We start from the raw sequence: 25463 nt of genomic DNA on the forward strand, positions 1-25463 counted from the left end.
GGCTGCGCTGCGGCAAGTGCTGCAGCTGCGGCTGACTTGTCACCAAGTTCAATCGCCGATTCGACTTTTTTGATAAAAGTACGGATCCGGCTGACGCGTGCGCCATTTACTTCAGTGCGACGCGCATTGCGACGGATACGCTTTTTTGCTTGCGGCGTATTGGCCATTTTTGTCCTCGAATTTCAATAACTGAGAGGGCGCAACCATTTGGTACGCCTGTTGAAGGTGCGGCCCTTAACCCTGCCTAAGAGATTCGTCAACCTCCTATTGCCGCCCTATCGCTGGCATTTCGGGCAGTAGAAGGTTGATCGGCCCGAATCAACACGTCGCAATATCGTGCTGCCGCAGACGCAAGCATCACCCTCACGGCCATAGACGCGCCAGTCCTTGGCGAAATAGCCCAATTCCCCATCAGGAGCCGCAAAATCACGCAACGTCGATCCGCCAGCGGCGATGGCGGCCTTCAGAACTTCCTTGATCGCGGTCACCAATCGAACAAGCCGCGCTTTGGAGATAGATGATGCTGCAACGCGTGGGTCAATGCCCGCCAGATGCAACGCCTCGCACACGTAGATATTGCCTAAGCCAGCCACGATGTTCTGGTTGAGCAACATAGCCTTGATGGGCGCCTTGCGACCGAGCAGCGCCTGTAGCAAAACAGAGGCATCGAACGCGTCCGACAACGGCTCAGGACCCATTTTGGCAAAGAAGCGGTAATTGTCGATTTTGTCTGAATCGATTATATCCAGCGACCCGAAACGGCGATGATCGTTAAGCGCGACCACGCGCCCACTTGCGGTTTCCAAGATGAAGTGGTCGTGCTTTTCAATTTCGACCGGGTCAACACGCCAGCGGCCAGACATGCCAAGATGAAAGATCATGACGTCCTGCCGGTCTGTGTAAATGAGCCCATATTTCGCCCGCCGCCCAAGCGTTTCGATACGCGCGCCAGTTAATCGCTGGCGCAAATCCGGCGGCAACGGCCAACGCAGGTCCGCACGGCGCGGTTCAGCGCGCACGATGAGCTCGCCTTCAAGGACGGACCGTAGGCCAGATACTGTAGTTTCAACTTCAGGCAATTCGGGCATAGGAGTTTGCACCTAACAGCCTTTGCGGCTGGCGCAACAATCGGCTAGAGGCAGCAGAATGAACGACACCGTATCCTTTGGCTATGAGGAAGTTAGCCCCGAAGAAAAGACCCAGCGCGTTGGCGATGTCTTTTCCAATGTCGCGCGCAAATATGACATCATGAATGACGCGATGTCGGGCGGCATGCACCGACTGTGGAAAGACACCTTCGTCCGCCGGGTAAAACCGCGCGCTGGCGAGGATATTCTCGATATGGCGGGCGGCACTGGCGACATTGCGTTTCGCATGGAAAAATCGGGCGCGCAGGTCACGGTATCCGACATTAACGAAGATATGCTGGATGTCGGTATGGAACGCGCCATGAAGCGCGGCATCGACAGCCTGATCTGGTCCGCACAAAACGCCGAGACGCTAACCTTTCCCGACGCGCATTTTGACGCGTACACAATTGCTTTTGGCATTCGGAACGTAACCGACATTCCAAAGGCCCTGCGCGAGGCGCACCGAGTCCTGCGTTATGGTGGCCGCTTTTTCTGCCTTGAGTTTTCGACCGTAGAATGGCCGGGCCTTGCCCAAATTTACGACATATATTCCGACAAGCTTGTGCCGAAACTAGGTAAAGCAATTGCCGGCGACGAAGACAGCTATCGCTATTTGGTCGAATCCATCCGCCGTTTTCCCGACATGCAGAGCTTCAAGCGCATGATTGGTGAGGCTGGCTTTGTGCAAACCAAGGTCGAGCCTATCATGGGCGGTCTGGTCGCAATTCACAGCGGCTGGAAGGTTTAACGCCCCACCCTATGACTCGTCCAGCAACCCACATACTTCGTTTGCTCAAATGGGGCCGCATTCTTGCGCGCCATGGCGCATTGCGCGCCATCGAGGCTGATCGCAACACCCCGCCACAGGTCAAGCGATTGTGCCGCATCGCGCGGTTCGGCACCATCCAGCCCAAAGTGCCGGATTATGCAGGAGCGTTCCGTGCCATAGGTCCTGCCGCAATCAAGCTTGGCCAGACGCTTGCGACCCGGCCCGATATCATCGGCGATGAAGCTGCGCACAATTTGCTCACGCTTCAGGACCAGTTGCCGCCAGCGCCTTTTGACCAAGTCTACGCCCAAATCGACAGCAGTTTGAATAAACCCGCGGCAGCGCTGTTCGAATATATCGACCCCGTGCCAGTCGGTGCCGCGTCAATAGCGCAGGTGCACCGCGCCCGCACGACCGAGGGCAAGGATGTCGCAATCAAGGTCCTTCGCCCTGGAATTCGCGAACAATTCGCCAGCGATATTGAAACCTATGAATGGGCCGCCGCCCATCTCGAAGCGCTTGGCGGCGAAGCGGCGCGGTTGCGCCCGCAACTGGTTATCGCCAACCTCAAACGCTGGACATTGCGCGAGCTGGATTTGCGCCGTGAGGCGGCGAGTGCGTCTGAGCTTAAGGACGCAATGGTCGCGGTTGAAGGCTATACCATCCCGACCATCGACTGGGACCGCACATCCGGCCGCGTCCTGACGCTTGAATGGGTCGATGGCATCAAGATTTCGGACATCGACGCGCTCAGGGCGGCTGGCCATGACCTCGATAAAATGGCTGAGAAACTTGTCCTCACCTTTTTGCGGCAGGCGATTTCAGAAGGTTTTTTCCACGCCGACATGCATCAGGGCAATCTGTTTGTCCGCGCGGATGGCACCATTGTCGCCATTGACTTCGGTATCATGGGCCGCATCAACCGGCAGGCACGATTTTGGCTGGCGGAAATTCTCTATGGCCTGACAACGGGCAATTATAAGCGCGTCGCAGAAATCCATTTCGAGGCGCAATATGTGCCGAGCTATCACAATGTTGACGAGTTCGCGACCGCCCTGCGTGCCGTGGGCGAGCCAACGCGCGGCAAGCCCGTAAGCGAACTGTCGGTCGGGCAAATGCTCGACAGCCTGTTTGCGATTACCCGCGATTTCGACATGCAGACCCAGCCGCATTTGCTGTTGCTACAAAAGACGATGGTCATGGTGGAAGGTATCGCAACGTCGCTAAACCCGCGTATCAATATGTGGGACGTCGCCGCCCCTTATGTGCGCGACTGGATCCGGGGTGAGCTTGGGCCAGAGGCAATGTTGGCCGATGGCTTACGCAAACAAGCCGACACGCTGAAGTTGATACCCGATCTCATCCGCCGTTTGGATGAACAGTTGCCGCGCAAAGGCGGGGCCCCGGAACCGCCGCCGTTGCCGTCCGTGCAACTGATTTGGGAACGCAAGGGCGAGACCAACACTGGCCGCTATCTGCTGGTCGCGGTACTGGCGGGTGGCCTGGGTGCAGCCAGCATGTGGGCGTTGGGCTTAGCTTGATGACGCAAAAGCGCATCCTCTTGATCGTGACAGGCGGCATTGCTGCTTACAAATCGCTTGAGCTCGTCCGGTTGCTTAAACGACAAGGTATCGCGGTGCGTGCAGTCATGACCCAGAGCGCGACGGAATTTGTCACGCCCTTGTCGATGGCCGTGATGACTGAGGATCAGGTGTACGGACATATGTTCGACCTGAAAGAAGAACGCGAGATTGGTCATATCCAATTGAGCCGTCAGGCTGATTTGATCGTCATCTGTCCCGCCACAGCCAATATCTTGGCCAAAATGGCAGCCGGGATATGCGACGACCTTGCGACTACGATATTGTTGGCGACGGATAAGCCGGTGCTTGCAGTGCCAGCCATGAATGTGCGCATGTGGAACCATCCGGCAACGCAACGCAACTTGGCGCAATTGCGCGGCGATGGTGTGCACATCATGAACCCGGACGAAGGCGCCATGGCATGTGGCGAATTTGGCCCAGGCCGCCTGCCCGAGCCGCCAGCCGTCGCAGAACAGATTTGCGCGATGCTGGGACAGCCGTTCGATGCTGCTTTGACCGCAGGGCGTTCGCCAACAACGCTTGCCAGCGCCTCGCCGCTCACCGCGCAACCGGATTTCGCGGGTGTGGACCATCGCCCCCTGTTCGGAAGGCGCATATTGGTGACCGCTGGCCCGACGCATGAGGCCATCGACCCCGTACGGTATATCGCTAATCGTTCATCCGGACGTCAGGGCTTTGCGATTGCCGCAGCAGCAGCAGATTTAGGCGCAGAAGTTACGTTGATCGCTGGCCCTGTCCATTTGGAAACTCCGCCCGGCGTTGTCCGTATTGACGTAGAAACGGCGCTTGAGATGCAGGTCGAAGTTGAGAAAGCCTTGCCCGTTGATGCTGCGATAATGGTAGCCGCCGTCGCCGACTGGCGTGCTTCGCATCCGCCTGATCATAAGATCAAAAAGGAGGGCAACGAAGTGCCCCCGCTCGTATTGACTGAAAACCCAGACATATTGGCAAGCCTTTCTACGCATATATCTCGTCCAAAGCTGCTGATTGGCTTTGCAGCAGAAACCGAAAAGATTGTTGAGCATGCACAGGCAAAGCTCGCCAAAAAAGGCTGCGACTGGATTGTCGCCAATGATGTATCAGGCGATGTGATGGGCGGCGCGAACAACGCGTTTCACATCGTTACCAAAAACGGTGTTGATAGCTGGCCGGAAAGCCCCAAAGATATCATCGCCCGCAAATTGATGGAGAAGGTTGCCGATGCACTCGCAAAAGGTTGAAATTCGCGTCAAGCGTCTGAACCACGGCGCTGAAATGCCGCTGCCCGAATATGCGACTTTGGGCGCAGCAGGCATGGACATTTGCGCTGCGGAAAGCGTCAACCTGCGCGTCGGTAAGCGCCATGCGGTCGCCACCGGCTTTGCTTTTGCCATTCCAGAGGGATATGAAGTTCAGGTGCGTCCGCGTTCGGGCCTTGCGCTGAAGCACGGCATTACCTGCCTGAATACACCCGGCACCATCGATAGCGACTATCGCGGCGAAGTGAAGGTCATCTTGGCGAATTTGGGCGATGATGAATTTATGATCAACAAGGGGGACCGGATCGCCCAGATCGTGGTCGCACCCGTTACGAGGGGCGTAATGGTCGAAGTCGAGGCCCTTGACGATACCGAACGGGGTAGCGGAGGCTTTGGTTCTACGGGGATATGATTCTTACCGACCAGCAGCTGGACCGTTATGCGCGCCACATTGTGTTGCGAGACATTGGCGGCCCCGGACAAACCAAATTGTTGTCGAGCCATGTGCTGCTTATCGGCGCGGGTGGTATTGGATGTCCCGCAATCCAATATCTTGCGGCATCTGGCGTCGGAACCATCAGCGTCGTTGATGACGACACAGTGTCCTTGCCAAATCTGCAGCGGCAAATCCTCTATAGCGATAACGACATTGGCACGGCGAAAGTCGAAGCCGCCGCCGCCGCCGTCGCGCGTTTGAACCCCGACGTCACATTCCACGCAATCAAACAGCGTATTGACCATATGACGTCCGCAGATCTGTTCCAGGATGTCGACATTGTCATCGATGGCAGTGATAATTTTGCTACCCGGCTCATCGTCAACGACTTGTGCCTTGCGGCGAAGGTGCCGCTGGTCAGTGCCGCTATTGGACAGTTTCATGGGCAAATCGGCACGTTTACGGGGTGGCAAGACGATGCCCCTTGCTACCGCTGCTTTGTCGGTGACGCACACGACCCCGATGATTGCGACGATTGTGCCACACAGGGCGTTCTGGGGGCCATGTGCGGACTGATGGGATCATTCGCTGCCATGGAGGCCATTCGTGCCCTGACAGGCTTCGGAGAAGCTCAAAAGGGCAAGCTAAACCTTTTCGACGGTATGGCTCCCGCAATGCGGTCTATAAGGCTGCCCAAAGACCCGGCTTGCACTAGCTGCGGTGCCTCAATTCCCTAAAATCTCTTCGACCCAGGCAGGTACAACCTCAGTCGCTGGGCCATGCCGCGATTCTTCAAACCATGACGTGCCGTGCGACGGTTCAAGGTTTAGTTCCAACGTCCTGATGCCCTTTTGCCGCGCCTCGCGCACAAGGCCTGCGGCTGGATAGACTGCCCCCGATGTACCAATGCTGACAAACAGGTCGGCGCGGTTAAGCGCATGATAGATGTCGTCCATGCCATAAGGCATTTCCCCGAACCAGACGATGTCAGGGCGAAGCTTTCCTTCTATTCCGCACGCCGGACAGGCTGGCCGGTCAATCAACGTTCTGCGCCAAGGGTGGCGTTCATCACAAGCGCTGCACCACGCGTTCAGATGCTCGCCGTGCATATGCAGCAGGCGCTTTGACCCTGCCCGCTCGTGCAGATCATCGACATTTTGTGTCACCAGCAGCAAATTGCCTGTCCATGCCGCATCCAGCCGCGCCAGCGCCAAATGCGCTGCGTTCGGCTCGACCTGTTGAATACGCTCGCGGCGCATATCATAGAAACGCAGCACCAGGTCCGGGTCGCGTGCGAACGCCTCAGGCGTGGCGACGTCTTCGACCCTATGCTGTTCCCAAAGCCCGCCTTCGCTGCGGAACGTGTCGATCCCGCTCTCGGCACTGACCCCGGCACCGGTCAGGATCACGATATTTTTGGTTTCCGAATTCACATTCATTCCTTCTTCATCACCCTGCAGCCAGCGGCGTGCACAGCACAACTTGTTTCACGGCCTTAATATAGTAAGACCCGTCGACAAGATCAGGGTGGTAACAAATGAAAATTGGAATCATTGGCAGCGCAGGGCGCATGGGGCAGGCTTTGGTCGACGCGATTGTCGCCGACGGCCACGAACATGCAGGCGGCGTCGACAAGGATGGTGATTTGGCTTCGTTAATCGCCGTGTCCGATGTGCTCGTCGATTTTTCAAGTCCTAATGGCCTTGAGGCCAGTCTCGATGCATGCGTCGCTGCTGGTAAACCGATCGTTATTGGCACGACCGGACTGGAAGAACGACATCATTTTTTGATCGACGATGCCGCGCGCGACATTCCGGTATTGCAAACGGGCAACACATCGCTGGGTGTTACGATGCTCGCTGCACTGGTGGAGCAAGCGGCGCGCCAGTTGGGCGAAGATTGGGATATCGAGATATTGGAGATGCACCACCGCCATAAAGTCGACGCGCCATCAGGCACTGCCCTGCTACTTGGCGAAGCGGCCGCAAAAGGTCGCGGGATTGACCTTAAGGACCACAGCGACCGCGGACGCGACGGTATTACAGGGGCGCGCACGTCCGGAAATATCGGTTTTGCATCGCTGCGCGGCGGTAGTGTTGCAGGTGACCATCTGGTTATGTTTGCATCTGAAAATGAACGCATTGAGCTTGTCCACCGCGCGGAAAACCGCGCGATCTTTGCCAAAGGCGCAGTCAAGGCTGCAACCTGGTTAGCCCGACAGAAAGCCGGTCGGTATAATATGCAAGAGGTTCTGGGCCTTTAACAACTCAAGCCTTGGTCTATTTCCCGTCCTTCAATTTCTGCAGCAGATAGACATGCTGCAGCGCCAGTCTTTTTGCGGTTTCTTTCAGATTCGCCGCAGCACTGTGCCCGCCGTCGATATTTTCATAATATAGAAATTCATGCCCCTGATCCTGCATCCGCCGGGCCATCTTGCGGGCATGTGCTGGGTGTACCCGGTCATCCTTGGTGGAAGTCAGGAAAAAAACTTCGGGATATTTCCCGTTGGCCTTGATGTTGTGATAGGGCGAAATCTTGCGCAGGAACGCGCCTTCGACCGGATCGGCAGGGCTACCATATTCCCCGACCCAGCTAGCGCCTGCGAGCAATTGGTCGAAGCGCAACATATCGAGCAAGGGCACGGCGCAGACGACCGCATTGAACAGGTCCGGACGCTGGGTAAACATGACACCCACCAATAGGCCGCCGTTGGAACCACCCTCAATCCCCAAATGTATCGGAGCAGTTATCTTGTCCGCAATCAGTTTCTCGGCAACGCTTATAAAATCGTCATAAATCTTCTGCCGTTCGGTCTTCAGCCCTGCCTGATGCCATTTCGGGCCATATTCGCCGCCACCGCGAATGTTCGCAAGGACATATACGCCCCCCTGCTCCAGCCATAACTTGCCGCGTGTTGCCGAATAAGACGGGTTCATGGACACTTCAAACCCGCCATAGCCGTACAATAACGTTGGATTGGTGCCATCAAGCTTGGTCGACTTGCTACGCACTACGAAATAGGGAACCTGCGTGCCGTCTGTTGATGTCGCGAAAAATTGTTCAGCGATCATGGCACTGGCATCAAACCAGTTCGGCAGGCCCTTGGCCTTCGTGCTTACGCCCGCTCCCGTATCATAGGTCCACAAAGTGCTCGGTGATAGGAACGATTCGCTGTTGATGAACGCGATATCTTCTTTGTCGTTGGTCGCGCCGATTGAGACTGAACCATTGGCCGGAAAATCAAGCGGTTTTGAATTCCACGCTTTGCCGTCCCAGTCGAATTCATATGCTGCGCTGGTGACGTCGCGCGAAATGCTCATGAGTATCTTTGACTTGGTTTGGCCGTAGCCATTTATCGACGACCGCGCATCCGGCCTGAATACAAGATTGACCATGGCGATTTCGCCATCAGCCATGAAGTCGTCCATCGCAAAACTGACCAGATCGCCCGTTTTGAACGTGCGCCAATCTTCGTTAAGCGTCAGCAGCATCTGCCCTTTGAATTCTTTGCCCATGCTGGATTTTGCCGGCACCGGAAATTTGACAGGTTTTTGCAGGACACCGTCTTTGCGCGGGACCCAGAAGGTTTCGTTATCGTAAAAAGTCACCGCACGCGTGATGATGATCTCGCGGCTGCCATCGCCGCGTTCGAGTGTTCCAGGCCAAAGGCCAACATCGCTGGGCTCGCCACGTATGAATTCTACCGCTGAACCCAGCGCCTGACCGCGCTTCCAGATGCGCGCTGTCATGGGATAACCCGATGCCGTCATCGTGCCCGGACCGAAATCGACGCCAACAAGCTGCGTATCTTTATCCAGCCACGTTGATCCGCCCTTTGACTCGTTGGTGACAAAGCCACCTTCGACCCAAGCCTTGGTCCGTGCATTGAACTCACGCTGGATTGCTGCGTCCTTACCGCCGTCGGACAGGCTGACCATGCAATGTTCGTATTCGGGGCTCAGGCAATCATTGCCCTTATACACCCAGTTCTTTCCCTCGGCGGTGGCCAGTGCATCGATATCGAGCACGGTCTCCCATTCAGTATCTGCTGATAGATAGCTTTTAAGCGTCGATTTGCGCCAAATGCCGCGCACGGACTGCGCATCCTGCCAGAAGTTATGCGTCTCGCCGTTGCGGTAGGACACATAGGGAATCTTGTCTTTTGAATTCAATATTTCGAGCGCATGCCCCTCAAGCACCGCAAAACGCGGGTCACCGGTCAGCCGTTTCAGCGAACGGTCGTTCCAGGCTTTTACTTCGGCAATCGCCTTGTCGCCCAATACCTCCTCAAGGTAGAGATGGTCGGCATCGGTCTGGCCCGGTGTGGTATATTCGATCATGTCACTCGCTTTAATTGGGCTTTTTAGAGGGGTATCGGCCTGGGCTGCGATTGGCGCGATTGCCATCAGGGCACCAGCCAAAAGTTTAGATTTGCTTGAAATGCGACCGGTTTTCACCATGGAGTTGTGTCCCTGTCTTGTGTTGGCTCGAGTTCTTCTGGATAGTAGCTACATGACTTTTAAACGCTACTCGCTGTCCGCGCATTGTCGGCAGAATACAACATGAAAAAGGCCGACATCTTCGAATTTTACCGGCGTTTGGCCGAAGCGAATCCCGACCCTGAAACTGAGCTGGCATTTGGCAATCCGTATCAGTTGCTGGTGGCGGTAACCTGCTCGGCGCAATCGACCGATGTGGGAGTGAACAAGGCGACCAAGGCATTATTCGAGGAAGTAAAAACGCCGGCAGAGATGCTCGCGCTTGGCTTGGATCGCCTAAAGGCGCATATCAAGACCATTGGGCTGTTCAACAACAAGGCCAAACACGTCATCGCATTATCGGAAATTTTGGTGCGGGACTATGGTGGCGAAGTTCCGGCGGACCGGGACGCGCTGGAATCGCTGCCCGGTGTGGGGCGAAAGACAGCCAATGTGGTGATGAACACCGCATTTGGCGCAGAAACCTTTGCCGTAGATACCCACATCTTTCGCGTCGGTAACCGCACGGGGATTGCGCCGGGTAAAACCGTTGGTGCAGTGGAAAAGGCTTTGGAGAAAAGCACGCCCAAACCCTTCCGCATTGGTGCGCACCACTGGCTGATCTTACATGGTCGGTATGTCTGCAAGGCGAGAACGCCGGAATGCTGGCGCTGTTCTGTCGTGGATTTATGCCGCTACAAACCCAAAACACCCCCGCCCAAGATAAAGTCAGCAAAAGTTCAGGCTGATGATGATACGGCCAGTAGCTGAAAATGGAGAAACCTTATGCGTAAGATGCTGCTGATCATTCCTGCCTTTGTTTTGCTGTCGGGCGGCGGCGCGGTTGCCCTTTCGAACAAAAAAGCCCCTGAACCCGTTCGCGCGGTTGGTGAACCGAAAAGCTGCGTAAATATCTCGCAAATCCGGTCAACGAAGGTTGTCGACAATAGCACCATAGATTTCCGTATTGTTGGCGGCAAAACGTACCGAAACACCCTGCCACAAAGCTGCCCGGGCCTGAAGTTTGAAGACCGCTTCTCCTATCGCACATCGTTAAACCAATTGTGCAACGTCGATATCGTGCGTGTATTGCATGACCAAGGGGGACGTTTGACCGAAGGCGCCGGCTGCGGGTTGGGGAAATTTCAGATGATCGAAAAAATCGCGCAGGCGCACTGAACGATTATTTCCCCGTCCAGTTACCGGGGCGCTTCTCAACGAACGCGGCCATGCCTTCTTTCTGGTCTTCCGTACCGAACAGCCCGTGGAACAAGCGGCGTTCAAACACGACGCCCTGCTGCAAGGTGGTTTCAAACGCGGCGTTCACCATCTCTTTGCACGCTATCACCGCTAACGGTGCCATGCCTGCAATAGCGGCGGCGGTCTTGATGGCTTCATCAACCAGTTCAGCCGCAGGAACAACCTTGGCGACAAGGCCCGATCGCTCGGCCTCTGCTGCATCCATCATGCGCCCCGTCAGGCACATTTCCATGGCCTTGGCCTTGCCGATGGCGCGGGTCAGCCGCTGTGATCCGCCCATGCCAGGGGTGACCGCCAGCTTGATTTCCGGCTGACCAAATTTGGCATTATCGCCCGCGATGATAAAATCGGCCATCATCGCTAGCTCGCAGCCGCCGCCCAGCGCAAAACCGTTGACGGCCGCGATCCATGGCTTGCGGGTTGCAGTGACCCGGTCATAGCCTGCGAAGAAGTTTGATCCGTACATCTCTGCAAAGGACTGGCTTTGCATTTCCTTAATGTCTGCGCCTGCAGCAAAGGCCTTTTCACTGCCCGTCAGCACAGCGCATCTTTGGCTATCGTCGGCATCAAAGGCAGCAAAGGCCGCAATAAGGTCAGCAAGCACCTGACTGTTCAGCGCGTTCAGCGCCTGTGGCCGGTTGAGCGTGATCAGCGTCACCGCGCCGCGTTGTTCAACCAGGACTGTTTCATATGTCGCGCTAGGGCTGGTCATAAGGGCTTCCATTCTTCATGCGCTGGCAAGGGTGCGAATATCGCGTCGATCAGATCGTCAGTCACGCCTTCTGGCGTTGCCGGATTCCATTGGGGCGCATTGTCCTTGTCGATGATGACCGCGCGGACGCCTTCGGCAAAATCGGGACGCGCGATGACCCGGCTGGCGATGCGATATTCCATCGCCATATTATCGGCAAAGTCGGTAAGCGCGGCGCTTTCAGCCAACTGCCGCAACGCCACTTTGCAGGTCTGCGGGCTTTTCGTCCGCAATGTCGCCAATTCGCGCATCGCCCATTCGCTCTCGTCGCCTTCAATGCTGGCGAGAATGTCTTCAAATTTACCGGAGGCAAAATGGCGGTTAATCTGAAAGAGCGTGTCGACGACCTTTGACGGTGGCGGCGTCTCTGACAAAGTGCCAAGCAATCCGTCAATGCGGTCGACATCTTCGCTGGCAATGCGTGCCTTGGCGTCGGCCAGCGCGCTGCTTGGCAAATAATGCGTGGCGAGGCCAAGAGCAAGACAGCCGGGGCCAGCTACGCGCGAGCCGGTGAGCGCCAGAAACTCCCCCACCCGCCCTTCAAGCCGCGAGAGATACCAGCCACCACCGACATCTGGGAACAGGCCAATGCCCGTTTCCGGCATCGCAAATTTCGTGTTCTCGGTCGCCACGCGAAAACGCGCAGGCTGACTAATGCCAACGCCGCCGCCCATCGTGATGCCGTCCATGAATGCCACCACGGGTTTGGGATAGGTGAATAACAGATGGTTCAGCTGATATTCGTCGTGGAAGAATTTCCGGCCCGACTGCCCGCCATCATTGATCGCCGAATCGCGCAAGAAAGCAATATCGCCACCCGCACAAAAGCCCCGTCCTTCGGCATGATCGATGACCACGCATTTGACGGCGTCATCATCGCGCCAGGCAAGCAAAGCCTGAGTCATCGCATGCACCATCGGAAGCGTAAGCGCATGCAGCGCCGATGGCCGGTTCAAGCTAATAAAACCAGCATGGCCTTCGACGCGGACCAAAATATCCCCGGTCATTGGCGTAACAAATCCCGGCCAATAATCATGCGCATGACCTGATTTGTCCCTTCAAGGATGGAGTGGACGCGCAAGTCCCGCCAGAAACGTTCAATGGGATAGTCGCGCAAATAGCCATAACCGCCAAAAAGCTGAAGCGCTTGGTTGACAATTTCGCTGCCGCTATCGGTCGACAGCCGCTTGGCCATCGCCGAAAAGCGGGACTTGTCCGGCGCGTTCGCCGTGACCTTGGCTGCGGCAATATACAGCAACGCACGCGCGGCCTCCAGATCGGTTGCCATGTCGGCGAGCATGAATTGCGTATTCTGGAATTCGGACACGGGCTGACCGAATTGCTGGCGCTCCTTGGTATAGGCAATCGCCTCATCAAGGCAGCGCTGCGCGCCGCCAATCGAGCACGCGCCAATATTCAACCGGCCGCCGTCGAGGCCCATCATCGCAAAACGGAAACCATCGCCTTCTGCGCCAACACGGTTAGCCACAGGCACACGGCAATCTTCAAAAATCACTTGCGCAGTTGGAGAAGCATTCCAACCAAGCTTCTTCTCTGGCGCACCGAAGCTCAGGCCCGGCGTGTCCTTGTCGACGACAAGGCACGTAACGCCCTTGGTCTTTTCCTCGCTTGTGCGGACCATCACGACATAGACATCATTATATCCAGCGCCTGAGATGAACTGCTTTGTGCCGTTGAGCACATAATGATCGCCATCAAGCCGCCCGCTTGTTTTCAGAGCCGCTGCGTCCGACCCGCTGCCGGGCTCGGTAAGGCAATAGCTCGCGATTTTCTGCATCGATACAAGGTCAGGCAAATAACGCGCCTTCAACTCCGCATTGCCAAAGCAGTCGATCATCCAAGCCGCCATATTGTGGATGGAAATGAAAGCGCTGGTGGCAGGACAGCCATAAGCCATCGCTTCCATGATCAGCGCCGCTTCCAACCGGCCAAGGCCAGTCCCGCCCGATTCTTCAGACACGTAAATCGCACCAAAGCCAAGCTCGCCAGCGGCTTTCCACACATCGACCGGATAATGCGACTTTTCATCCCATTCCGCCGCAAACGGCGTGATGGCATCGGCAGTGAATTTACGCGCCATATCCTGGATGGCGACCTGATCGTCGGTGAGTTCAAACTGATTTTGCATGCGGTCGCCGTAGCATCGCAATTTTCAGTTATCCAGCCATTAGCTTTGGACAGCGTACATATCGCGTCCGCATTCCGTCGGATAGATCAGTGCGGGTAAGCCGCGAGCGGTCTTCGCTCAATTCAAATGCCATCGCCCTCGTTGATTTGCTGGCTTTACCTACAAAATCAAACTCGGCCTCCATTGTCTTCGATGTCATCCTCTTGCCTTGAACCATTGTGCCCACAGCGTCTGGCAACTTGATAAGCCTGCCTTGGAGCGACATGATTGAAGCGCTCCTCTCGGGATCCTCAGCGCAGCCTGCAGCCGTTTGCGCCCAGCGTGACTGATAGCCGCCGGGAAACTGGTTGAGCGCGATTTCCAAAGCTACATCGGCAGCGCCCTCGCCGACTGTCGCTGATGCCGCGTTCTCAGAAGCGCCATTTCCGCTATTTTCGGCCATGGGCCAACATGCGCCAACGGTCGCGCCTAACAGGCTTGCACTCAAGCATAATAGTTTAGCAGCCATCCATATGTCCCCATTTCATCTACGAAAACATTCGGACTGGCGATGGGTTCCATGACGCACAGCAATGGATCAAGCCGCGATATCATAACCCCCTAAAAAAAAACTTGGCCCAATGCCCTTCTCCCTGCTAACCGGACCCGGCCCGCACCCATAGCTCAGCTGGATAGAGCGCTGCCCTCCGAAGGCAGAGGCCAGAGGTTCGAATCCTCTTGGGTGCGCCATTATTCCCCCATTTGAGACGAAATTTGCTGCTGCAAGTGTCACGATCATGGTTGGCTAGGGGCGGCTGGTCCTTGGACAGAAAATACTGATCCGCGCCTCTCGCCCGCGCCGATGATTTTTACGCTGTAAGCTATTCACATCCCACCCCATCACCATCGCGGTCTAAATGGCGTCCATAACCTGGCTGCCCAGCAAGTACCGGCGCGGCTCCCGCGGCGCGTGCCGCCGTGCAATTGGGGTATGCCCCCTGCGTTTCGGACGACCGCTGTATTGGCGCTGGCGATTTCCTGCCACCGCCATGGCAATGCCGGCCACCGTTGTTGCGGTCATTGTGGCAGCCATCGGCAGCTAGGCCGCCGCCGTGCGCCAAAGTACCGTTGACAGGCGTGACCAAGGCTATGGTCACGCCAATGGCAATACAACGGCGCATCATATGCTTAATTTGGCTTCGTGCTGAGTGTTACCTCACCCTGTCCAGTCTGGGTCACTTGTGATTTGGTCCCGACGGATTCGATGTGAACTGCCGGAATCGGAGACAGAGGCATAGGCGGAGGGGTTGATGTCATCGATACAGCAATATCTTCATCAAGAAACGCCTTCACGGTGCTCCCGGTTTGAATCATTGCGCTCGTACCTGTCGTGAAGAAGCCGACAACCGGAATCAAAACCACGGCAGCCACCACACCGGCAGTGCCAGTTACACCTTTATCGTCGAACGATCCATTAAGCCTGATGGTGCGATCTCCCACGCGCATAGAGATCGCACGGGCTCCAATATAACCGGATTTACCCCACATGCCTTTATTCCGAATTTCTGTAATTTCACCAACGGCAGGAGTTCCGGCAGGAACTATTATCTGGTTGTTGACACGAATTGGCTCTGCGACCTCCATCTGAAAACGGTAACCGACCTTCAACTTCTTCTTTTTTGTTGTCAGTTCTTCGCGTGTTTTGAGAATGACTTCTGAACCTGCGCGGATCATGTTTTCGTTTGCTGGAGCTAGAATAGTTGGGGCTGGCGCCGGTTGCAAATTTGCTTGCGCAAAGGCTGGTGCGCTAGCCAGAATAACCACGCCACAAACTAAGGCGGTTCTTACCGCTGTATTTAATCGAATCATGAATTGCCCTCCCAAAAGTAACACTTTTACTGTGTTACAAAGGTTTACAAGTCAATAAGCTTTTAAATATTTAGCCGCTTCAACAATATATATGGTTGAATAATTTTGTTGGGCACAAACGGGCTTCGCAACGACATCAACAAAACAGAAACTGACAACGCAAACCTCTTCAGGATTCTTTATCAGGAATAAAGGGGAGCAATATACAATTTAGATCCGGAATATTGCTGCCTCGTCTAATATCTTTGGGATTGACGAACTTTTACACCGGCGTATCATCACGGTAATACACCAGAAGGAGGTTCCACCCGTGAAAAATACAGTTTTTACTTCAGCTCTAACATTAGCCGTGCTTTTGACTGCTACGCCCGTTGATGTTGCATTTGCGCAAGAGACGGTTCCGTTGATTGAGCGCGAGAAGCTGTTTGGTAACCCGCAAATGGCTGGTGCTGCTCTAAGCCCAGATGGGAAATGGATCGGGTGGCGGGCCCCTCTCGATGGCGTGATGAACGTGTTTGTCGCACCTGCCAACAACATGGCTGATGCAAAACCGATCACTGCTTCCAAAGATCGTCCGATCCGCAATTTTAGCTGGTCGGGCGATTCATCGATGGTCCTGTATATTCAGGACAAGGGCGGCGATGAGAATTTCCTGCTTTACGGCGTCGATGTCGCCACTGGTAAGGAACGCAATTACACGCCATTTGACAAAACTCGCGTTACACTTGTCGGCGCATCTTACAAAGATAAGGACACATTACTGATTGGTCTAAACAACCGCAATCCGCAATATCATGATGTCCATTTGCTTGACCTGAAAACGGGCGCAACCACAGAAGTCATGCGCAATGACAGCTATTCGGGCTTCATTGCAGACGACACGTTGACGCTTCGCATGGCGCAGCGCTCTAATGCCCAAGGCGGGTCCGACTATTTCAACATTGTCGGTGGCAAGGTGGAAGAAAAACCTTTCGCGTCGACCGGATTAGAAGACTCGTTGACCACTGCCCCAGCCGGTTTCACACATGACGGTACTTTATTGTACTGGATCGACAGTCGCGACCGCAACACGGCAGCGTTATACGCGCAGGATATGAAAACCGGCAAACGCACACTCGTCGCGGAGAATGCGAAGGCCGACATTGGCGGAACGCTGCGTGATCCGAGGACTGGGGTTGTAGAAGCGTATAGCGCCAATTATCTGCGCAATGAATGGACGATCGTTGACGAAGATCTCAAGGCGGACTGGAAGTTCCTGCGCACGCAATTGACTGGAGACTTCGGTTTGCAATCGCGCACTGATGCCGACGATATATGGTTGGTCTGGAACGATCCGCTGATCGCGCCTTCGACCGTTTATCAATTTGACCGCAAGAGCAAAAAGCTCACCCAATTGTATGTCGGACGCCCAGAACTGATTGGGGCGCCCCTTGTGCCCATGTATCCAGTCGAGATAAAGTCGCGCGACGGCTTGAATTTGGTGAGCTACCTGACCCTGCCGAAGTCCGCTGACGCCAATGCGGATGGAAAGGCGGATAAGCCAGTACCGATGGTTTTGATGGTGCACGGCGGACCATGGGCACGCGATTCCTTTGGCTTCAATGGCTACCACCAATGGCTTGCGAACCGTGGCTATGCCGTATTGTCAGTCAATTTCCGCGGCTCGACGGGTTTTGGCAAGGATTTCATCTCGGCAGGCGACCTCGAATGGGGCCGCAAGATGCAGGATGACCTGACCGACGCTGTTGCCTGGGCGGTAAAGAGCGGGGTAGCTCCGAAGGACAAGGTGGCAATAATGGGCGGCAGCTATGGCGGATATGCAACGCTCGCCGGGTTAACATACACGCCAGATGTGTACGCGTGCGGCGTTGACATCGTTGGCCCGTCCAACCTCGAAACCTTGCTCAAAACGATACCGCCATATTGGGCTCCAATCGTAAGCCAGTTTCACAAGCGGATGGGCAACCCGAACACGCCCGAAGGACTGGCAATGCTCAAGGAGCGTTCGCCGCTCTATTCTGCTGACAAGATCGTCCGTCCGCTGCTCATTGGGCAGGGTGCCAATGACCCACGGGTCAATAAAGCCGAATCGGATCAAATTGTGTCGGCTATGCAGGCAAAGGGGATTCCGGTTACCTATGTGCTATTCCCCGACGAAGGGCACGGCTTTGCAAAGCCGAACAACAATATTGCGTTTAACGCAGTTACGGAGAGCTTTTTGGCCAAATGTTTGGGCGGCCGTGCAGAACCAATTGGCGACACCGTTCGCAATTCGACTGCAGAGGTGCCCGCCGGAGCAGAATATTCGCCGGGCCTCGCCGCAGCGCTTAAATCCAATTAATTCGACTGGCGGGTCGGCATCTGCCGGCCCGCCATCTTCTATAGGTGGCAAACGCATGCTATCTGATTGAAAAAAATAGAGTTGATTGCCGCGCCATACTCGCTAGGACGTAGTTAGTTTGCAAAATAATGCAAATTATGGGGTGAGTATGGGAAACTTGTCAGCATATATGCGAGACATTACTGCGGACGTCAGTCCGGTAGATAGTGAATTAACCCTTCAGAATGTTCAAATGGGCTGCACGATATTGGTAGTCGACGACGATCCTGTCTGCCTTGATGAATATTGCGAAACAATCATCAATCTTGGTTATAGCGTGCGATCCGCTTCGGACGCACCAGAAGCGTTAAAATTATTAGCCGACTCGCCAGACATTGGTGTTGTGATTACAGATATCGAAATGCCGAGCATGGATGGTATTTCGCTTTTGTCTGAAATTGCCAACCGCTTTTTACCGACCAGGCCCATTGTGACCCTGGTTATCACTGGCCATTCTAGTTTGAATGTCGCGACAAGGGCGATGCAGTCGCAAGCAACCGATTTGCTGAGCAAGCCGGTTTCGATGGAGGATCTGGCCGCAGCATTGCGGCGAGCGTCGGCGCATCATTTTACGATGTCGAACAGGTTTCATATTGCCGCACTAACAAAGCGGTTGGATCCAAATGCTCTCGGCGACCGGGCGACAAAAGCCGATTCTGCGCCAACAGGTCAGGAATTACAGTCGTTCATCCGCATGTTGCTGAAATTCCAGCATAACAAATCGAGATATTTTGACCCGGCAATATTCTCCGGACCGTCTTGGGAAATTTTGCTTGATATCACAGAAGCAAGTTTGCGGGGTGAGGCTGTACCGGCATCAAGCGCATCAGTGACGACGCTTGTGCCGCTGAGCACCGCTTTGCGCCATGTGAATAATCTGGTTAGCGCGGGACTCGTGCGGCGCTGGATTGACCCGACAGACAAGCGCAGGACCCTGCTGCAACTGGAACCACATGCGTTGGAGGCCATGCAGCGCTATCTGGCTTCAGCGTGGAAAATTCAAACACAGGCGGGCTAGATTCTCACCCCATGGCTGGCCGCACGGCAAGGTAGTTGGCATTTTCGAGGTCTTGGCGATAAAACGGCGTCAGGGTTCGCCTTGTTCATCAAGACATTGATTTTCCTGAAAAATCCGTCGGATACGAATGGCCTGCTGTTCAATTCGTTCCATCTTCTTGAGAAGATAATCCGCGTCTTCATTTTTCAGATTAGCGATCCTTGCGCGGACGTTTCCGCATGACAGCAAAATGATGTTTAGAGGCTGCATGACATCGTGCAGTGCTGGCATATCGGTCCCGTCAGGTTTCCGCATGTACGTACCCCCCGATCAACATTTAGAACCTATTTCAAATAAAAAGCAACGCCTTGAGTTGTTGCCGCTGACAACCGGTCAGGACGCGATTGCCATGTCCCTGTAAACGTCATTCAACAATATGCGTTGGATTTCGGCAGCCGTTTCTTCCGTGAGTTCCAGAAAAACCCGTCGTTGATCTTCGGGGTCAAATTGACGCTTAATAATATTACGTTCAGTCAGTATCGCAATATGCCGCAGGGCGGTCGTGACTGGTGAAAATGATGCATGGCACGCACTTGACACGCTTGTCTTGAGACCTGAATTCTGCCGCACAAATAGGTCGAGCAATATGAACCAAGCCGGATCAGCAAATAAATTTGCTGCCGACGCCAGTCGGGAACGCCTTTTGGTGATCTCAATCAGATCTGTCGCTTTCTTCACAGCGTAGCTGGTGGCGATGTTTGAGGGTTCCGGTTCATGGGACTGCAGTTCAGACTCATCAACCTCGGCATCAACTGCGCGCAGCATTTTTTCCAATTGAGTCCGGGTGAATTTTATCGGCACATCAAAAGTATGTATTTGATCCATAAGGTCAGAGTTGCTTTGGCTGTCGAACATATTTCCTCCCTTGCGTAAGTACAGGAAATCCTTTGCGATTAATGAACAAAGTTCGCCTTATATTTCCTTAATCTGCCGAGATAGTTGGAATAAGCATCATAACGACCCGAGGCTTATACTGGACAGAACGGACTGTTACCCTGCCCGTCGAAAAATGCACGGCATATCGCCACCGGAACGCAACCAAATATCGCCATTGTGGTGCTATTGCCGACATACCAAAGTCAGAAAAATTTTTGTCGAAACAGTAAAAATAACGCTTTAAGCTGAGAATGTTAGCTAACTACCTAAACACGATGGTCCGGTTGCTGTTCAGCAAAACACGGTGTTCAATATGTGCCTTGACGGCGCGGGCCAAAACCCTGCTCTCCGTATCTTGCCCCTGTGCAATGAGGTCATCGACTTTATCTGCATGATCCACGACCGAAACATCTTGCGCGATGATCGGACCTTCGTCGAGGTCCGCAGTTACATAATGCGCCGTTGCGCCGACCATTTTGACGCCGCGCTCATGCGCTCGGTGGTAGGGTCTCGCCCCTTTGAAGCCCGGAAGAAAACTGTGGTGGATATTGATAATCCGTCCGCTCATGCGCGCGCATAAATCGGCGGAGAGCACCTGCATATATCGGGCCAGGATCACAAGGTCGACGCGCTGCGAATCAAGCAAAGCCAACAGCTTTTCCTCTTGCGCAGATTTATTTTCGGGGGTGACGGGCAAGAAATGGAAATCCAGCCCCTCATGCTCCACCCGACGCTGCCACGTCCGGTGGTTGGAAATGACGCTGGTGATTTCCATCGGCATACGACCAGTCGATGTCCGATACAGCAAGTCATTAAGGCAATGGCCCCCCTGACTGACCAATATGGCCACACGTGCCTTGCGCGAGGCATCATGCACCTGCCAGTCACAGCCGATTTCGTCAGCCACAATCGCAAACGCGTGGCGAAAGGTCTCAATGCCAAGTCCAGCAGGGGGCGCGAAGGCTACCCGCATAAAAAAGCGGTTGGTGTCGCTATCCCCATATTGTGCGCTCTCAAGGATATTGCAGCCCTGCCCTGCGATGCATTGCGCGACAGCGGCGACTATGCCCGGACGGTCATCGCAGGTAATCAGCAGAATGAAATGATGCTGGGTCACCCGATCAGCATGGGTGCAAGCTTGGCGCGTTGCCACGCCGCGTCACCAAATTGGGATGCGTGAAAAATAGCCGCGCGGCGGTGGAGACCAGCATCGCAATCATGGGTGAACCCAAAGCCGCCATGAAACTGTATCGCCCGGTCCGCAGCAAAGCTGTAAGTTGTGTCCGCAGCAGCTTTGGCCATCCGTACGGCAATTTCGCCTACGCCCTGATCGCCAAAGCTGTTGGCCGCACTGTAGAGATGTGACCGGGCCTTTTCATATTCGACATATGCATCAACCGTCGGATGCTTAAGCGCCTGATACTCGCCTATCAGCTTACCAAACTGCTTGCGCGTTTGCAGGTAACTGACCGTATAGTCGATGACACTTTGTGAACCTCCGCACATTTCTGCGCTTTGCAACAGGTTTGCAGCTTGTTCAAGATGTGACAGCGTCAATGATGTGCGCGCGATCTCTAGCAAGGCTGCACGAGATACGACCAACCCGTCCATAGACAATGCAAAGCTGCGCTTTGTTTCATCGATAATGGACTCGCGCCGAAGGCGGCCATGTACGTCTTTGGCCGTTAGCAAAACCAGCGCTGGTTTGCCATCGAGCATAACTGAAGCAATAACCAAATCTGCTGTCTCTGCCCATGCTACAAAGAGTTTCTCTCCGGACAGATGCACGGCGTCGCCTTCAAGTTTTGCCGTTGCCGTGATATTCTGAAGATCCCAGTCGCCATGCGCCTCCGACAGGGCCAGTGTGCCGATTGCGCCTGCGGCAAGCTTGGGTAGCCAACCGGACCTTTGCTGGTCAGTCCCGCCAGTGATAAGCGCTTGGGCGGCCAGTGCCGACGACACAAAGGGGGAAGCCATCAGATTGCGGCCCATCTGTTCAACAACCGGCACCACTTCGGCAAGCGATAAGCCAACGCCCCCATGCGCCTCGGGTATAGCAATTGCGGTCCAGCCCAAGGCCGCCATTTCGGCCCAGACGTCGGCATCATAGCCCAGTTCGCTGTCCATCAACTTGCGGACGCGGTCGATTGGTGATTTGTCTCGGCAAAAGCTGGTGGCCACATCAAGCAGCTCAATTTGTTCTTCGCTATACCCTAGCCCAGCCATCTGCATGTCATTCTCTCCTCACGCCATTCCATCCTCTATGGCGCGAGGCAATGCAAGAAATCAAGGCGATTTAAGCGATCAGTTAAAAGCAGGCTTTAAGCTAGCTCAAGAACCTTCCGGCCAGGCCGCACTCTCATTTTGTGCCCTGTTTTTGTTGCCAGCGAGATGTCTTTGACTGTCTGCATGAACACCCATTCGTTGGTTGCCGCCTGCGGCGTAAGCGACAAATGCATATAGCCGCGGTTGGACGCATCGACCCAACGTAGTTCCTGCTTGCTACCTTCAAGCAAACCGCGCGCGATGATCGTTGGATCAAGGCCCGGTGCCGCACTTTCAAAACCGGGGGAAGAAACGCTATGCCCGCCAAATTCGACGCCAGCGGGCTTGCCGCCCTCCGGCAGGTCATAGGCCCAGCCATTATGACTGTCGCCTGTAACGACGACCAAGTTGGCATCCACACGCTGCGCCGCCGCTAGCAACCGCGAGCGCGCCGCTGGATAGCCTCCCCAATTGTCAAGATTATAGGGCAAGCCAGCCTTACCGGCTGCAATGCCTTGACGCACATAATTGCGCGTGCGTTCCGGCGCATTAGCCGGGAACCAGTCCATGGCGTTTTCAGGGGTGTAATTATAACCCATGTTGGTGCCGGAGCCGAGCACCGCCCAAGTTGACTTGTTGCGGGCAATCGCGCGCGACAGCCACGCTTCCTGCTCGCTGCCCAGCATTGTCATCGATGAGTCAAGCCATGCGCCATCACGGAATTCGGCAAATACCTTCGCCGGATCACCAGAGCGGATGAGGTCGCTATGCGCATATGGCTTGGACCGTGCTACTGTGCGCGTGTCAGTGCGGTAATAGGTCGCAAGGTCGCCAATCGGATATTCCTTCCATGGCTGCTCACCGACCGGCAGCCATTCGCGCCACACCTGCATCGCTGCGTTACGCCGGGCGCTCCAATCGCCTTCATCAACGCTGTGGTTTTGCGCCCCACCCTCCCAGCTGTCATTGGCAGTTTCATGATCGTCGGTATTTGCAATCATCGGGAAGTTGGCGTGTAGCGCCTGCAACTGTGCATCGGTGCGATAGCTTGCGTAGCGCAACCGGTAATCTGCCAGCGTCAGGATTTCATCAGCCGGGAACATGCGCGCGGCAAATTTTGCGCCGCCATCATAACCACCACGCCCATATTCGTAGATATAGTCACCCATGTGGAGAACGAGATCAATGTCGTCACGGGCGGCGGCATGCCCGTACGCGTTGAATTCGCCGAAGCCCAGATTGGAGCAGGAGAATATCGCGATGTTGAACTTCGCAGCCTTACCGATGGGTAGCGTTTTTGTACGGCCAATCGGAGAGATGCTGCCGTCGGGGGCGATAAAGCGAAACCAGTGCCATTTGCCTGGCGCGAGATTGTCGACGGTTATCTTCACTGTGTGGTCGCGCCACGGGCCAGTTGTCATCTGCCCGCCGCCCGCAATTCTGGAAAAATCGCGGCTATCCGAAATTTCCACGCGGACCTTGGAAGGGCCGCCAGTTGGGTTCACATAACGCGTCCACAAAAGCACTGAGTCTGGGCCAGGTTCACCGCTTGCAACATTATGGGTAAAACCGGTGAGGCCAAGAAGCGTTTGCGCCATCGCGCCGCCGCCCGGCAGCATCAGTCCGCCAAGGCCGAATCCGGCAGTCATCAGCAAATTACGGCGATCGATTACAAATGACATTTCCGGCTTCCCCTCATATATTAGAAAATCCCTGCGGCACAACATCCCGGTGCCATGAATGACGCGCTAATCAAATGCTATTTCAACCATGTGACAGGCAATCACAACTGTGTGCGCAGCGACCATAATTCGGGGAAAGCACGCTTTGTTACCGTACTGCTGAGATAGCTAACACCAGATGTGCCGCCGGTTCCGGTCTTACCGCCAATGATACGCTCAACCGTCAGGACATGCTTATGCCGCCACGTCGCCATTGCGTCGTCAAGGTCCACCAATTTCTCTGCAAGCTGATATAGCTCCCAATATTGGTCAGGATTTCGGTAGACTTGGAGAAATGCTGCCTCAACCTCGGGCGAGAAGATATGCGGCTTGCTCCAGTCGCGCGCAAGCAAGGCAAGTGGCAGATCAAATCCCGCACGTGCCAGTGCCGCAATCGCATCATCCCAAATGCTTGGGCTGACAAGCGCCTCGGTCATCGCTGCATGTGCGTCCGGCCGATCCTCCTGATATTTCAGGAACGCCGCCGCTTTCAGCCCAAGCATATATTCGACGGTGCGGAACTGGTCCGATTGGAAGCCAGAGCTTGGCCCAAGCACATGGCGAAAGCGGGTATATTCGGACGGGGTCATCGTGGACAAGACGTCCCAGCTCAACGTCATCACCGCCTGAATACGGCTAACACGCGCGAGCGCCTTATAGGCCGGCACCAATGCATCATTGCGGATCTGGGTTTGCGCCAATTGAAGCTCGCGGATTGTCTGCTTCAGCCATAATTCCTTCGTCTGGTGAATGATGATGAACAGCATCTCGTCATCCAGATCGGATTGCGGGTGCTGGCAATCAAGCAAGGCATCCAACGCAAGATAGCGCGCGTAGGTCATGGGCGGGTCGGAAGCTGGGGTGTTAGTCATTCGCATGACCTTAATGTTTCAAATGAAACTATCTAGCCACTTTTCCGCCAAAGCCTCCGCCTCGCCGACGCTGAAGGGCGCATTACCGAGGCTCAGCTCAAGCCACAGGCCGTCCACCAGAGCTGTCAGAGCGACAGCGGCCAGCCTCGCATCCGCTGGCGCGTTCGCGCAGGCAATGATCAGTCGTTCCATGTCCTGCCGGTTTTCGGCGTAAATCTCGTCATGGATTATGCCGATGGCAGGAACTGTCCGTGAAAGGCTCCAAAACGCCAGCCATGTTGCAAGCAACTCCGGATCAGCGATCGGCGCACGAAAGCTTGCGGTGACAAAGGCGAGTAACCGGCCACGCGCGTCCTCCACCGGAACTGCTTCAACCGCGGCATGTAACGCGGCTGCAACGCGTTCCCCTGTGGCACGATAGGTCGCCGCCACCAGCGCATCAATTCCGTCAAAATAATGCCGCAGCAATCCCGCCGACACGCCGGCCTCCACGCAAATCGCGCGTACCGATGTCCCATGTGCCCCTCGCGTCGCAAGGCATCGCGCCGTTGCCGCAATCAAAGCGTCGCGGCGGGTATCGGCACTCTCGCGGGTGAAGACTTGTCGCGCTGTCATGGCACTGTTATACA

At 55.2% G+C, this 25463-nt stretch carries 27 protein-coding genes and 1 tRNA gene; 11 read left to right on the plus strand and 17 right to left on the minus strand.

All coding sequences use genetic code 11. The features are described 5' to 3' along the window. Together rpsT and mutM are read right to left on the minus strand one after the other, a co-directional pair. On the minus strand, positions 1-167 hold a 167-nt coding region (gene rpsT / locus ACK4S7_RS04905), incomplete at its 3' end, for a 30S ribosomal protein S20 (protein WP_409644926.1). A 108-nt stretch (positions 168-275) separates the two neighbouring features. Then, on the minus strand, positions 276-1088 hold the full coding sequence (gene mutM / locus ACK4S7_RS04910; protein ID WP_409644879.1) for a bifunctional DNA-formamidopyrimidine glycosylase/DNA-(apurinic or apyrimidinic site) lyase: 813 nt from the start codon (positions 1086-1088) through the stop codon (positions 276-278). A 58-nt stretch (positions 1089-1146) separates the two neighbouring features. On the opposite strand from mutM, the gene ACK4S7_RS04915 reads away from it, so the two are divergent. From ACK4S7_RS04915 to ACK4S7_RS04935, 5 genes are read left to right on the plus strand one after another with little or no spacing between them, the layout of a single operon-like run. Further along, positions 1147-1878, plus strand: coding sequence for a class I SAM-dependent methyltransferase (locus ACK4S7_RS04915; RefSeq protein WP_409644880.1), 732 nt, complete (start codon positions 1147-1149; stop codon positions 1876-1878). Between the two features lie 11 nt (positions 1879-1889). After that, positions 1890-3440 carry a 2-polyprenylphenol 6-hydroxylase gene (ubiB, locus tag ACK4S7_RS04920; RefSeq protein ID WP_409644881.1) on the plus strand — a complete coding sequence of 517 codons (1551 nt, stop codon included), beginning with the start codon at positions 1890-1892 and terminating at the stop codon, positions 3438-3440. After that, complete coding sequence (locus ACK4S7_RS04925; RefSeq protein ID WP_409644882.1) at positions 3440-4723, plus strand: bifunctional phosphopantothenoylcysteine decarboxylase/phosphopantothenate synthase; 1284 nt, start codon at positions 3440-3442, stop codon at positions 4721-4723. The genes ubiB and ACK4S7_RS04925 overlap by 1 nt, the downstream gene beginning before the upstream one ends. Further along, positions 4704-5153, plus strand: coding sequence for a dUTP diphosphatase (gene dut, locus ACK4S7_RS04930; RefSeq protein WP_409644883.1), 450 nt, complete (start codon positions 4704-4706; stop codon positions 5151-5153). The genes ACK4S7_RS04925 and dut overlap by 20 nt, the downstream gene beginning before the upstream one ends. Further along, positions 5150-5914, plus strand: a complete 765-nt coding sequence (locus tag ACK4S7_RS04935) for a HesA/MoeB/ThiF family protein (RefSeq protein WP_409644884.1) — start codon at positions 5150-5152, stop codon at positions 5912-5914. Before dut ends, ACK4S7_RS04935 begins: the two co-directional genes overlap by 4 nt. Here the strand turns inward: ACK4S7_RS04935 and cobB are convergent. Continuing rightward, the gene (gene cobB, locus ACK4S7_RS04940; protein WP_409644885.1) at positions 5903-6610 is read right to left on the minus strand and encodes a Sir2 family NAD+-dependent deacetylase; all 708 of its coding nucleotides are present in this window, start codon (positions 6608-6610) and stop codon (positions 5903-5905) included. The genes ACK4S7_RS04935 and cobB overlap by 12 nt on opposite strands. A 104-nt stretch (positions 6611-6714) precedes the next feature. On the opposite strand from cobB, the gene dapB reads away from it, so the two are divergent. Then, positions 6715-7440, plus strand: coding sequence for a 4-hydroxy-tetrahydrodipicolinate reductase (dapB, locus tag ACK4S7_RS04945; protein WP_409644886.1), 726 nt, complete (start codon positions 6715-6717; stop codon positions 7438-7440). A 16-nt stretch (positions 7441-7456) separates the two neighbouring features. Here dapB and ACK4S7_RS04950 read toward each other — a convergent pair whose 3' ends face one another. Continuing rightward, a complete protein-coding gene (locus ACK4S7_RS04950; protein ID WP_409644887.1) occupies positions 7457-9637 on the minus strand; it encodes a prolyl oligopeptidase family serine peptidase in 2181 nt (726 codons plus the stop codon). Positions 9638-9739: 102 nt separating this feature from the next. Here ACK4S7_RS04950 and nth point away from each other — a divergent pair, with 102 nt between their 5' ends. Both nth and ACK4S7_RS04960 read left to right on the plus strand, forming a co-directional pair. Then, the gene (nth, locus tag ACK4S7_RS04955; RefSeq protein ID WP_409644888.1) at positions 9740-10426 is read left to right on the plus strand and encodes an endonuclease III; all 687 of its coding nucleotides are present in this window, start codon (positions 9740-9742) and stop codon (positions 10424-10426) included. Positions 10427-10441: 15 nt separating this feature from the next. Next, complete coding sequence (locus tag ACK4S7_RS04960; protein ID WP_409644889.1) at positions 10442-10834, plus strand: hypothetical protein; 393 nt, start codon at positions 10442-10444, stop codon at positions 10832-10834. 4 nt (positions 10835-10838) lie between these two features. On the opposite strand, the gene ACK4S7_RS04965 is transcribed toward ACK4S7_RS04960, so the two are convergent. Genes ACK4S7_RS04965 through ACK4S7_RS04980 form a run of 4 tightly spaced genes read right to left on the minus strand, consistent with a single transcriptional unit; the run spans position 10839 to position 14257 of the window. Then, on the minus strand, positions 10839-11627 hold the full coding sequence (locus ACK4S7_RS04965; RefSeq protein WP_409644890.1) for an enoyl-CoA hydratase: 789 nt from the start codon (positions 11625-11627) through the stop codon (positions 10839-10841). Next, complete coding sequence (locus ACK4S7_RS04970; protein WP_409644891.1) at positions 11624-12673, minus strand: enoyl-CoA hydratase/isomerase family protein; 1050 nt, start codon at positions 12671-12673, stop codon at positions 11624-11626. Before ACK4S7_RS04970 ends, ACK4S7_RS04965 begins: the two co-directional genes overlap by 4 nt. Next, positions 12670-13815, minus strand: coding sequence for an acyl-CoA dehydrogenase family protein (locus tag ACK4S7_RS04975; protein WP_409644892.1), 1146 nt, complete (start codon positions 13813-13815; stop codon positions 12670-12672). Before ACK4S7_RS04975 ends, ACK4S7_RS04970 begins: the two co-directional genes overlap by 4 nt. A gap of 28 nt (positions 13816-13843) precedes the next feature. Next, a complete protein-coding gene (locus ACK4S7_RS04980) occupies positions 13844-14257 on the minus strand; it encodes a hypothetical protein (RefSeq protein ID WP_409644893.1) in 414 nt (137 codons plus the stop codon). A 210-nt stretch (positions 14258-14467) separates the two neighbouring features. On the opposite strand from ACK4S7_RS04980, the gene ACK4S7_RS04985 reads away from it, so the two are divergent. Continuing rightward, positions 14468-14544 (plus strand) — tRNA-Arg (locus tag ACK4S7_RS04985). A gap of 131 nt (positions 14545-14675) precedes the next feature. Here the strand turns inward: ACK4S7_RS04985 and ACK4S7_RS04990 are convergent. Together ACK4S7_RS04990 and ACK4S7_RS04995 are read right to left on the minus strand one after the other, a co-directional pair. Then, positions 14676-14951, minus strand: coding sequence for an excalibur calcium-binding domain-containing protein (locus ACK4S7_RS04990; RefSeq protein ID WP_409644894.1), 276 nt, complete (start codon positions 14949-14951; stop codon positions 14676-14678). A 31-nt stretch (positions 14952-14982) separates the two neighbouring features. Then, positions 14983-15663 carry a hypothetical protein gene (locus tag ACK4S7_RS04995; RefSeq protein WP_409644895.1) on the minus strand — a complete coding sequence of 227 codons (681 nt, stop codon included), beginning with the start codon at positions 15661-15663 and terminating at the stop codon, positions 14983-14985. 310 nt (positions 15664-15973) lie between these two features. On the opposite strand from ACK4S7_RS04995, the gene ACK4S7_RS05000 reads away from it, so the two are divergent. Beyond that, entirely contained in the window at positions 15974-18004 is a 2031-nt protein-coding gene (locus ACK4S7_RS05000; protein ID WP_409644896.1) for a S9 family peptidase, read from the plus strand. A gap of 148 nt (positions 18005-18152) precedes the next feature. Next, positions 18153-19061 carry a response regulator gene (locus ACK4S7_RS05005; protein WP_409644897.1) on the plus strand — a complete coding sequence of 303 codons (909 nt, stop codon included), beginning with the start codon at positions 18153-18155 and terminating at the stop codon, positions 19059-19061. Between the two features lie 69 nt (positions 19062-19130). Here ACK4S7_RS05005 and ACK4S7_RS05010 read toward each other — a convergent pair whose 3' ends face one another. From ACK4S7_RS05010 to ACK4S7_RS05040, 7 genes are all read right to left on the minus strand, one after another. Next, positions 19131-19355, minus strand: a complete 225-nt coding sequence (locus ACK4S7_RS05010; RefSeq protein ID WP_409644898.1) for a hypothetical protein — start codon at positions 19353-19355, stop codon at positions 19131-19133. 78 nt (positions 19356-19433) lie between these two features. Further along, positions 19434-19955 (minus strand): hypothetical protein, encoded by a 522-nt coding sequence (locus tag ACK4S7_RS05015; RefSeq protein ID WP_409644899.1) that lies wholly within the window; start codon positions 19953-19955, stop codon positions 19434-19436. Between the two features lie 283 nt (positions 19956-20238). Continuing rightward, a complete protein-coding gene (purU, locus tag ACK4S7_RS05020) occupies positions 20239-21129 on the minus strand; it encodes a formyltetrahydrofolate deformylase (RefSeq protein WP_409644900.1) in 891 nt (296 codons plus the stop codon). After that, positions 21090-22208 (minus strand): acyl-CoA dehydrogenase family protein, encoded by a 1119-nt coding sequence (locus ACK4S7_RS05025; RefSeq protein WP_409644901.1) that lies wholly within the window; start codon positions 22206-22208, stop codon positions 21090-21092. The genes purU and ACK4S7_RS05025 overlap by 40 nt, the downstream gene beginning before the upstream one ends. Before the next feature lie 89 nt (positions 22209-22297). Beyond that, positions 22298-23923, minus strand: a complete 1626-nt coding sequence (locus ACK4S7_RS05030) for an alkaline phosphatase D family protein (protein ID WP_409644902.1) — start codon at positions 23921-23923, stop codon at positions 22298-22300. Between the two features lie 101 nt (positions 23924-24024). Next, the gene (locus ACK4S7_RS05035; RefSeq protein WP_409644903.1) at positions 24025-24834 is read right to left on the minus strand and encodes a tryptophan 2,3-dioxygenase; all 810 of its coding nucleotides are present in this window, start codon (positions 24832-24834) and stop codon (positions 24025-24027) included. 18 nt (positions 24835-24852) lie between these two features. After that, positions 24853-25449, minus strand: a complete 597-nt coding sequence (locus tag ACK4S7_RS05040) for a TetR family transcriptional regulator C-terminal domain-containing protein (RefSeq protein WP_409644904.1) — start codon at positions 25447-25449, stop codon at positions 24853-24855. Between the last annotated feature and the right edge of the window lie 14 nt (positions 25450-25463).

Source organism: Sphingorhabdus sp. (assembly GCF_046292425.1).
Taxonomy (GTDB): Bacteria; Pseudomonadota; Alphaproteobacteria; order Sphingomonadales; family Sphingomonadaceae; genus Sphingorhabdus_B.

What these genes read in the sequence shown, in the direction of transcription:
- mutM (WP_409644879.1), bottom strand. Translation starts at nt 1,088, where the DNA reads ATGCCCGAATTGCCTGAAGTTGAAACTACAGTATCTGGCCTACGGTCC.
- ACK4S7_RS04915 (WP_409644880.1), top strand. Translation starts at nt 1,147, where the DNA reads ATGAACGACACCGTATCCTTTGGCTATGAGGAAGTTAGCCCCGAAGAA.
- ubiB (WP_409644881.1), top strand. Translation starts at nt 1,890, where the DNA reads ATGACTCGTCCAGCAACCCACATACTTCGTTTGCTCAAATGGGGCCGC.
- ACK4S7_RS04925 (WP_409644882.1), top strand. Translation starts at nt 3,440, where the DNA reads ATGACGCAAAAGCGCATCCTCTTGATCGTGACAGGCGGCATTGCTGCT.
- dut (WP_409644883.1), top strand. Translation starts at nt 4,704, where the DNA reads ATGCACTCGCAAAAGGTTGAAATTCGCGTCAAGCGTCTGAACCACGGC.
- ACK4S7_RS04935 (WP_409644884.1), top strand. Translation starts at nt 5,150, where the DNA reads ATGATTCTTACCGACCAGCAGCTGGACCGTTATGCGCGCCACATTGTG.
- dapB (WP_409644886.1), top strand. Translation starts at nt 6,715, where the DNA reads ATGAAAATTGGAATCATTGGCAGCGCAGGGCGCATGGGGCAGGCTTTG.
- ACK4S7_RS04950 (WP_409644887.1), bottom strand. Translation starts at nt 9,637, where the DNA reads ATGGTGAAAACCGGTCGCATTTCAAGCAAATCTAAACTTTTGGCTGGT.
- nth (WP_409644888.1), top strand. Translation starts at nt 9,740, where the DNA reads ATGAAAAAGGCCGACATCTTCGAATTTTACCGGCGTTTGGCCGAAGCG.
- ACK4S7_RS04960 (WP_409644889.1), top strand. Translation starts at nt 10,442, where the DNA reads ATGCGTAAGATGCTGCTGATCATTCCTGCCTTTGTTTTGCTGTCGGGC.
- ACK4S7_RS04965 (WP_409644890.1), bottom strand. Translation starts at nt 11,627, where the DNA reads ATGACCAGCCCTAGCGCGACATATGAAACAGTCCTGGTTGAACAACGC.
- ACK4S7_RS04970 (WP_409644891.1), bottom strand. Translation starts at nt 12,673, where the DNA reads ATGACCGGGGATATTTTGGTCCGCGTCGAAGGCCATGCTGGTTTTATT.
- ACK4S7_RS04975 (WP_409644892.1), bottom strand. Translation starts at nt 13,815, where the DNA reads ATGCAAAATCAGTTTGAACTCACCGACGATCAGGTCGCCATCCAGGAT.
- ACK4S7_RS04980 (WP_409644893.1), bottom strand. Translation starts at nt 14,257, where the DNA reads ATGGCCGAAAATAGCGGAAATGGCGCTTCTGAGAACGCGGCATCAGCG.
- ACK4S7_RS04995 (WP_409644895.1), bottom strand. Translation starts at nt 15,663, where the DNA reads ATGATTCGATTAAATACAGCGGTAAGAACCGCCTTAGTTTGTGGCGTG.
- ACK4S7_RS05005 (WP_409644897.1), top strand. Translation starts at nt 18,153, where the DNA reads ATGGGAAACTTGTCAGCATATATGCGAGACATTACTGCGGACGTCAGT.
- ACK4S7_RS05010 (WP_409644898.1), bottom strand. Translation starts at nt 19,355, where the DNA reads ATGCGGAAACCTGACGGGACCGATATGCCAGCACTGCACGATGTCATG.
- ACK4S7_RS05015 (WP_409644899.1), bottom strand. Translation starts at nt 19,955, where the DNA reads ATGTTCGACAGCCAAAGCAACTCTGACCTTATGGATCAAATACATACT.
- ACK4S7_RS05025 (WP_409644901.1), bottom strand. Translation starts at nt 22,208, where the DNA reads ATGCAGATGGCTGGGCTAGGGTATAGCGAAGAACAAATTGAGCTGCTT.
- ACK4S7_RS05030 (WP_409644902.1), bottom strand. Translation starts at nt 23,923, where the DNA reads ATGTCATTTGTAATCGATCGCCGTAATTTGCTGATGACTGCCGGATTC.
- ACK4S7_RS05035 (WP_409644903.1), bottom strand. Translation starts at nt 24,834, where the DNA reads ATGACTAACACCCCAGCTTCCGACCCGCCCATGACCTACGCGCGCTAT.
- ACK4S7_RS05040 (WP_409644904.1), bottom strand. Translation starts at nt 25,449, where the DNA reads ATGACAGCGCGACAAGTCTTCACCCGCGAGAGTGCCGATACCCGCCGC.